Origin of the sequence: Acidisphaera sp. S103 (assembly GCF_009765975.1) — a bacterium.
Lineage (GTDB): Bacteria > Pseudomonadota > Alphaproteobacteria > Acetobacterales > Acetobacteraceae > Rhodopila.
This window is the reverse complement of record NZ_LMUJ01000088.1, coordinates 83,677-90,738: the sequence shown is the minus strand read 5'-3', so window position 1 is coordinate 90,738 and position 7,062 is coordinate 83,677. Positions and strand designations below refer to the sequence as shown.

Below are 7,062 nucleotides of genomic sequence, written 5' to 3'. Positions count from 1 at the left end.
CAGGCAAGGTTCATCGCCACGTTGTTCGCAGTCGCCGCCTGATAGATAAGTCGGTCCCGCCTAGCGGATCCCTCTCAACCCAAGCAAAAGGCTGCAACAGAGCCCCCTTTGGTATCTCGGCGTGTTCTGGGCGTCGGCACAGTTCAGCCTTCGTAGCGCCAGCGCGGCAGCATCACGCCGTCGGGCATCGTCACATAGACCAGCCGCATCGCGCGTCCGATGCAGCCATCCTCCGGCATCGTACCTTCGAGATTGCTGATCATCGTCGGCCCTTCCGCGAGCCGCACCGCGATCGCGTTGTAGGGCGGCGGATAGGCCGGCAGATAGTGACGGTGGAACACCACCCAGGAGACGATCTTCCCCTCGCCCGAAACACGCGTCCATTCGAGTTCGGGAGAGAGGCATTTCGGACAGGACGGACCGGGCGGGTAAAGCCAGGTCGCGCAGTGCTTGCAGCGCTGCAGTTTCATCGCACCGGCGCGAACGCTTTCCCACATCGGCTTGTCGTAGAGGCCCATCACGGGCCGCGGCGTTTTGACTTCGGTCGCACTCATGACGTTCACACTCCGTAGATGACCGAGAAACACTTGCCAGCAACGTCGGACGTGTAGTGCACGTGCCGCGCGTCCTTCACCTGGCGGTCCCCGCACTCGCCGCGCAGCTGACGCACGCACTCGACCTGGTGCGCCCAGCCCTGCATGTAGGTCTCGCTGAGATGTCCGCCGCTGGTGTTGGTCGGCAACTTGCCGCCTGGTCCGATCCCGCTCTCGCGCAGAAACTTTCCGGCCTCGCCGACCTTGGCGTAGCCATAGCCTTCGAGCGCCAGGGGCACGTGGACGGAGAAGCTGTCATAGACCTGCAGGACGTCCATATCCTTCGGTCCGAGACCCGATACGGCATAGGATTGCGCTGCCGCAACCTGCTGCGCGGGCAAATAGAACTCGTCGACGCGCGACTCGAGGCTTGTAGCACCACTGTTGAGGTCGGAGCGCCCGATGCCCTCGATAAACACCGGCCTGCTGCTCAGCTTCTTTGCCCGTTCCGCCTCCGCGATGATCAGCGCGACGCCGCCATCGTTGATCAGGCAGTAGTCGAACAAATGCAGCGGCTGGCAGACATAATGGGAAGCAAGATAGTCCTCGATCGAGATGCGCTTGCGCTGGATCGCGTTCGGGTTCAGTGATGACCAGCCGCGCTGCGCGACCGAGACCTCGCCCATTTCGCGTTCCGTGAAGCCGCGTGCATGCTTGTAGCTCTGCAGTGTCAGGGCATAGAGCGCGCCCTGAGAAGTGAAGCCCCAGGGTGAGTGATAGACATAAGAGAGGTGGGCGTTGCCGCCCATCGCCGCCGGCCCGCCATACTGCGTGCCGACACTACGCTGGTCGTTACCGTAGATGAGCGCCACGACTTCGGCATAGCCGGCCTCGATCGCCATAACAGCCTGCGAGACGGCCATTACGGCATCCGACTGGTCGCCCCAGCGGGGATTGAGGCCCGCGAGTTCGCCCATGCGTTCATAGGCGGTGGTGGGTCCGGCGATCAGGCCGTCGATCTCATCGCGGTTGATGTTCGCGTCCTTCAGCGCATTACGGAACGCCTCGAGGCCGTAGCCTAGCGAATCGTTTGGCTGCTCGCCGGCGCGGCAGCGCTGCCAGTCGCGGACCCAGTCGGTGTGGCCGACGCCGATGACAGCGGCGGCGCGCTTGTTGCGCGGGTTTGGGTGGCGGCCGCCGAAGGCCAGGGGTGAAGGTGTCATGCCAGGATCATCCTCTCCGTGAGCGCCACGATTTCCTCGCGGCTCATGTCAATTTCCATGAATTCGGAACGCAAGCATCTGGCCGCCTTGTACGATCACGAGGACCGCCGAGCGACGTGCCCCTAGATCACACCGCGCTCCCGCAACGAATTAATTTCCGCCTCGCTCATCTGCAGAAGTTCGCCGAAGACATATTGATTATGCTCCGCAAGCACAGGCGCGCGGGTCTGGACGGTTGCCGGCGTACGCGACAGCCGCACAGGGTACCGTTCATAAGAGAATGCGCCGCCGACTTCGGGGTTCTCGATGACGGGAAACACCTCGCGATGCTGCAACTGCGGATCGTATTCCACACGATCTTCCGCATTCTGCACGACGGCGGCGATAATGCCGACCGCCTGACATTTCCGCATGATGTCGTAGCGTCGCCGCGGGCGCGTCCAGTTGCTGATGATCTGATCGAGCTCAGCCTGATTTGTGACCCGCGCCTCGTTGGTGGCGAATTTGGTATCAAGGACAAGACCCGGCTGTTCCATGACAGAGCACAAGGCTTCGAACTGTTCCTGGGTCTCGCACGCGATGAAGATCCACCAATCCTGATCATTACGATCCCTGCCCGCGCAACGATACGTATTGTGCGGAGCCAGGGCCGGAAACACCGCGCGATTGCCCGGCGGAAAATCCGGCCGACGGGTGCGTCGCCCGTTAACCTGGTAATCTAACATGTAGGTGCCTAGCATCGACATCGCCCCCTCGGTGACCGAGTAGTCGATATAGCAACCCTCACCCGTCTTCTTCGCTTGCAGCAGACCCTGGATCAGCGAAAGTCCGCCTATCCAGCCGCCCATGACATCTAGATACGAGAATCCCCAGCCCGCGGGCGGCTTGCCGGGCAAGCCCGAGGCCAGCGAGAGACCGGATTGTGCGGCGGCCGTCGGCCCGTAGCTGCGATAAGTCTTCCAATCGCCCGTGTGCCCAAAGCCCGACGTACTCATGTAAACGAGGCGAGGATTGATGGCGTGGAGTCGCTCCCAGGTAAGGCCCCAGCTCGGCAACACCTCGGCACTGAAGTTTTCCACCAGCGCATCGCACATGCCGATGAGACGCTCGACGATCTTCAATCCTTCCGGACTTTTGGTGTTGAGACTGATGGCGAGCTTTCCGTTGTGCAGCGTATTAAAGTAAGGCGCAGCGTAGAGTTTCGGCCGTTCGGTGGCAGCCGCCGACTCGTCGCGATGCGTGTTGAATTGGGGATCGGAGTAGACCTTCTTCATGCCCAGCGTTTGAGCCACCTTGGGCTCGTCGGTCACGATGCTCGGAGTCGCGTTGTAGCGGTGATCGTCCCAGCCTCCGGCACGCTCGACATGGATGACCTCGGCGCCGTAATGCGTGAGCAGGCGCGTCGACCACGGACCTACGGTCTTCCAGGTGAAATCGAGAACGCGCACACCGCTGAGCACACCGGGACGGGCAGTTGACGTAGTGTTCATCGGACGACTCCCGAGGTGCGCAATGCCATGATTGCATCGGCCGACATGCCAAGATCGTGCGCCAATACATGCTGGGTGTGTTCGCCAAGATTCGGCGCGCGGCCGCGCGGCTCAATTCCCAAGGCATCACACGCGAACGGACCGCGTGGATACGGGATCGCACGGCCAATCCGCGGATGCTCGATAGAGCGCCAATAGTCGCGCTGCCGGTAATGCGCGACGTCGTAATTCTCTTCGGCGGCGTGAACCAGCCCCCACGAGATGTTGTACGACTGCGCGCGATGGAAGCATTCTTCGCCATCGCTGGCGGCGATCAGACGCGCGATGGCGTCACGTATGACGTTGCCCGTCCGGTATTCCGACATACGAAACGCCTCGTCCTGGTACTTCGGATCGTGCAACTCGCCTGTCACGCCCTTCTCGTCCATCCACTTGATCAGCTTCTCCCACACCGGCCGACCAAAATTCTGCATCACGGCAATCATGTACTTGCCGTCGGCTGTCGGCAGCTGCAACGGAGGCTGCCGCTTCGGATTGGCGTGCATGCCCGTCTGGCGATACATCGTCGAACCGTAATACATCCACTGCGGAACCGCCGCCTCGGTGCCGATGGCGCATGCGTCGTGTATCGACACGTCGATGAACTGGCCTTCGCCAGAGCCCATGCGCTCGATCAAGGCGGCCGTGATACCGTGAAGCATGAAGGCACAGCCCATGTGCCAAGCATGGTGGCCTTTGCCACCGATCGGTGTCTCCTTTGGATCGGAGTAGCCCGAACTCGCCATCTGTCCGCCAAGGGCAAGATGGGCGACATCGTTCGCGACATAGTCACGCCAGGGACCGTCCTGGCCAAAGTCGGTGAGCGAGGCGTAGATCAAGTTGCGGTTCGATGCGGCGGCATCGTAGCCGAGGCCGAGATTCGCGAGCGTCCCTGGCGGCGTGCTCTCCAAGAAGACGTCCGCTTTCGCCAGCAGTTGCTTCAACAGATCGCGGCCCGCCGGCTGTGCGACGTCGACTGCCGCACTCTGCTTGCCGGTGTTATTCCACCAGTAGTCGATGCAAAGGTCAGGGTCGGGCTTGTCGTCAGCAAACGGGCCACACCAGCGGCCCGGACTACCCGCGATCGGCTCGACCTGGATGACTCGGGCGCCACCGTCCGACAGCAGTTTACCTGCCCATTGATTACGGCGATCGGCCAGCTCGATCACCGTGAGACCCTCGTAGACGCCCGTCATACTGTTTCCTTTTGCAAAACCGCACGTCGCGTTGAGGGCGGCTGAGCCACCCCGGCGCCGGGATCGGCGGAAAAGCGTGTCGCGCCAGGTGCCACGTCGCGCGCCATGTCGGGCACGCGCCGCCTGGAAGAGGAGCGTAAGCCGTCGCTCATGTGGGATTCTCCTGAAGCGTCACGTCTGCATAAAATATATTCCTTATGTAGCGCAAATCAGCGTTGGTGCACTTGGCGGCCGGAGGACGAGGCGCCCCCATCCTCCGGCCGCTATGTGATAACCCACTTGAGGCGGGCAGAATTCGGGCGTCCAGCCGCCAGCATTCGGTTCAGAACTAAAACACCAATAGCAGCCTCTGTCTGCTGGGCAGCAAAACCGCGTGCGCGAAGACGAGGTCCGATCAGTGCCTTATAGCGACCCATTGTCGTTTCGACCAATGAGCGGTGGCCGTAGCCAGTGGCCGCCTGCCAACCCAGTCGACCGTGTTCCGTCACCATCGCCACATGGAGATCGCGCTGCGTGGGCGGACCCGTTGCGCCGCTGGGCGCCGCCGTCGAGCGCGGCGGGATGACCACTTCGATATCGTCACCATGTGCCGCGATCGTCTCGTAGGTGGGCGCGCTGGTTCTGTCAGCGCTCGTGCCAGCAAGTCCTGTGAGCTCGATGAGGGCCGAACTCTCTCAGACGGCTTGCAATAGCCTGAGGGCCGTTGCGGTTTGCCGGAGGAAGAAAAATCTGCGGCAGTTGGCGGAGACGTGCTGATTGGTTCGAGAGCAGCAACGGAGGAAATTACGCAACTCATCGTAGGCCCGGCAGAAGCGACTGGCCGAATTTGGGCATTTGAACCCGCGCATCGGGCCGTAGCGGTCTTTCACACCGCGATGATCTTGCTCCAGTCGGTTGTTCAGATACTGGCTGTTGCGATGCCGCACGCCGGTGCCCAGGGTCGTCCGGATCGCGCGTGGATAACTGTCATGCCCGTCTGTAGTGACCCGGCCGGGCGTGACGCCGGTGACCATTTTGGCCGACTCAAAAAACGCTTTCGCGGCGGCCATGTCGCGGTGCTCACTGAACATCACGTCTACGAGCGTACCGAAGCGATCGATGGCGCGGTAGAGGTAGCGCCAATGCCCGTGGACCTTGATGTAAGTTTCGTCAACGTACCAGCTGCGCCCCACCTTACCGCGCCGGCGTCGCCGTAAACTTTCGGCCAACGCTGGCGTGAGCTTGGCTTCCCAGTCACGAACCGCTTCATGGCTGAAAACGATGCCGCGGATCAGGAACATCTCCGGAAGATCGCGCAGAGCAAGTTTGTAGCGCAAGCGCCAGAGCACCACGAGGGCGATAACGTCACTGGGGTGCTGCGTGCGGTTCAGAACGCCGGCGCTCCGCTCGTTGAACTGCTTACCGCAGGCCCGGCAGCTGAACCGGCGGTAACCCTTAGCGGTGCGCTCATTCCGTTCCGAAACGGCCGCTAAACCGCACCCGACGCAATCCATCTGTCCGGCCCCTCTCGCCCCGGACCTTTATCCACACCAGACGCCAATCGAACAGGGACCGTGGCGCGAACGCTGACGGAACCAGCGCACTGCAACACGACACGCTTGCTTTGACGCACGGTATTGCCATTTCCATCTATGTGGAGCGGAAGCTTGGCGTCGACCCGGTAGCAGTCTGGCGCGGCCTCGCCACGTCGACGACAGTGATCATCTCGGAGCGCGGGATGAACGTCATCGTTCCGTCGGCAGCAATCGCTCGATGGACCCATGCGCGCCTAACCCAAAGCGATGCCGGCGTCCTCAGGGCAACGCTTACCTCATCCTCGCCCGCTAGGAGCCGAAGTAATCCAGTTTACGGCATGCATGTGCGGGACGATTCCGCGGCGGTTCGCGACAGCCCAATCGCCATCGTAGTAATGGGTCAGGATGTGGTCGAGCCGGACGGTGGCGGCCACGCCAGGCAGGTCGTAGACTCGCTTCACAAATCTGGTCAGCTGCGGATAGTCGACAAGGCGCTTCCGGCTGGCGCGGAACAGCGGGTTGTAGACCGCATCAAATCGAACCAGCGGTGTGAACAGCAGAACGTCAGTGAGTGTAAGCTGGTCACCAAGCAGGAAGCAGCGGCGGTCGGCCAGCCGGTTCTCGCATTCGTCCAGAAACCCAAACAGCTCGTCTGTTGCGGTATCGTATTCCCCCTGATCGCGAGCAGCGGCAACCGTATACACACCCATCACGACCGAGCGGCAGATTTTTGAATTGAGGGTGTCGATGTCAGAGCGGAGAAGTGTGGGATAGAGGTCGCCTTGCTCGTCGCCGCCGATCCAGTTGATCGAGTTGTTCAGCATTATCGCAATCTCGAGAGACTCGTTGTTGACGATCCGCCGCGATTTTCGATCCCACAAGACGGTGACCTTGCCCGTGTAGCCGGGCTGCGAGGCAAGATATGCCTCGTGGAGACGCAGAAACCCGTTGCCGCCGCGATCGGATGTCGATAGCGTCGTATCTACAAGGACCCAGCCATCGGGCGTGTCCCAGAGGTTCTGTCGCAAACTTCGATCGCGGACGGGACCGCCGCACGGATATGACGG

At 61.6% G+C, this 7,062-nt stretch carries 6 protein-coding genes; all 6 read right to left on the bottom strand.

Annotated features, from left to right (window positions below):
• Positions 1-143: 143 nt before the first annotated feature.
• Positions 144-554: a Zn-ribbon domain-containing OB-fold protein gene (locus GSQ89_RS29400; protein WP_216856469.1), complete on the bottom strand. Its 411-nt coding sequence runs from the start codon at positions 552-554 to the stop codon at positions 144-146.
• A 5-nt stretch (positions 555-559) separates the two neighbouring features.
• Entirely contained in the window at positions 560-1,756 is a 1,197-nt protein-coding gene (locus GSQ89_RS29395) for a thiolase family protein (RefSeq protein ID WP_158931670.1), read from the bottom strand.
• A gap of 122 nt (positions 1,757-1,878) precedes the next feature.
• Positions 1,879-3,246: a CaiB/BaiF CoA-transferase family protein gene (locus tag GSQ89_RS29390; RefSeq protein WP_158931669.1), complete on the bottom strand. Its 1,368-nt coding sequence runs from the start codon at positions 3,244-3,246 to the stop codon at positions 1,879-1,881.
• A complete protein-coding gene (locus tag GSQ89_RS29385; protein ID WP_158931668.1) occupies positions 3,243-4,481 on the bottom strand; it encodes a CaiB/BaiF CoA-transferase family protein in 1,239 nt (412 codons plus the stop codon). Before GSQ89_RS29385 ends, GSQ89_RS29390 begins: the two co-directional genes overlap by 4 nt.
• Before the next feature lie 674 nt (positions 4,482-5,155).
• Positions 5,156-5,974 (bottom strand): IS6 family transposase, encoded by an 819-nt coding sequence (locus tag GSQ89_RS29380; RefSeq protein ID WP_158931667.1) that lies wholly within the window; start codon positions 5,972-5,974, stop codon positions 5,156-5,158.
• 317 nt (positions 5,975-6,291) lie between these two features.
• The coding region (locus tag GSQ89_RS29375) for a glutathione S-transferase C-terminal domain-containing protein (protein WP_216856468.1) at positions 6,292-7,062 on the bottom strand (771 nt) is incomplete at its 5' end.

What these genes read in the sequence shown, in the direction of transcription:
- GSQ89_RS29400 (WP_216856469.1), bottom strand. Translation starts at nt 554, where the DNA reads ATGAGTGCGACCGAAGTCAAAACGCCGCGGCCCGTGATGGGCCTCTAC.
- GSQ89_RS29395 (WP_158931670.1), bottom strand. Translation starts at nt 1,756, where the DNA reads ATGACACCTTCACCCCTGGCCTTCGGCGGCCGCCACCCAAACCCGCGC.
- GSQ89_RS29390 (WP_158931669.1), bottom strand. Translation starts at nt 3,246, where the DNA reads ATGAACACTACGTCAACTGCCCGTCCCGGTGTGCTCAGCGGTGTGCGC.
- GSQ89_RS29385 (WP_158931668.1), bottom strand. Translation starts at nt 4,481, where the DNA reads ATGACGGGCGTCTACGAGGGTCTCACGGTGATCGAGCTGGCCGATCGC.
- GSQ89_RS29380 (WP_158931667.1), bottom strand. Translation starts at nt 5,974, where the DNA reads ATGGATTGCGTCGGGTGCGGTTTAGCGGCCGTTTCGGAACGGAATGAG.